The following is a 747-nucleotide window of genomic DNA, read 5'->3' on the forward strand; positions in this document are numbered from 1 at the left end:
CTGCCGAGGCATTAGAGGAACTACAGATACTCTACAATGAGGAAAAGCAGCTGGTTGCGGGATACAAAGAAGACCCGCTAATCGACAACTGGATTAGCAACGTCCTCGAGATCCTCGGCTTCGGGACGAACGTCGAAACGACTCTCCCCGACGGGAGCGGATACGTTGATACACTCCTGTTCGAAAATACCGAGGCCCGGCGAGACGCCGCAACAGTCTATCTGGATACCGAGGACACAGCCGATCTTTTCGAAGGCGGGGTGGGGATCCTCGAGGCCAAACAGTGGGGCGCGGATTTCAACCAGCGCTTCAGTGAGCAACGCCCGTACCGGAATGCATCCCACCAGATCAAACACTACCTCGAGCGCACTCCCGAGAATATCCAGTGGGGGATCCTTACGAACGGGAAGAAGTGGCGGCTCTACGGGACGAAAGACTACGAAACGCAGACCTACTACGAAATCGATCTCCCCGAGATCCTCGAGCAGGGGAACCTCGAGGCGTTCAAGTACTTCTATCTCTTTTTCCGGCCGGAAGCGTTCCGAACGCATAGAGAGACCACGTTCCTCGATACAGTTTGGTCTGAGAGCGAAACCGTAGCCCAAGAACTCGGGGAAGATCTCCAGGATAACGTCTTTACTGCACTCCGAGTCTTGGGTCGTGGCTTTGTCGAGACCAACGACCTCGATATTGATCCCGACAACGACGAGGAACTCGACCAACTCAAAGAGCAGTCACTTGTCCTCT

1 protein-coding gene is annotated in these 747 nt (G+C 54.8%); it reads left to right on the forward strand.

What is annotated here, in order from left to right:
* Nucleotides 1-747 (forward strand): type IIL restriction-modification enzyme MmeI (locus C492_RS06805; RefSeq protein WP_008421684.1); only part of this gene is annotated, 747 nt, incomplete at both ends.

Source organism: Natronococcus jeotgali DSM 18795, assembly GCF_000337695.1.
Classification (GTDB): Archaea; Halobacteriota; Halobacteria; order Halobacteriales; family Natrialbaceae; genus Natronococcus; species Natronococcus jeotgali.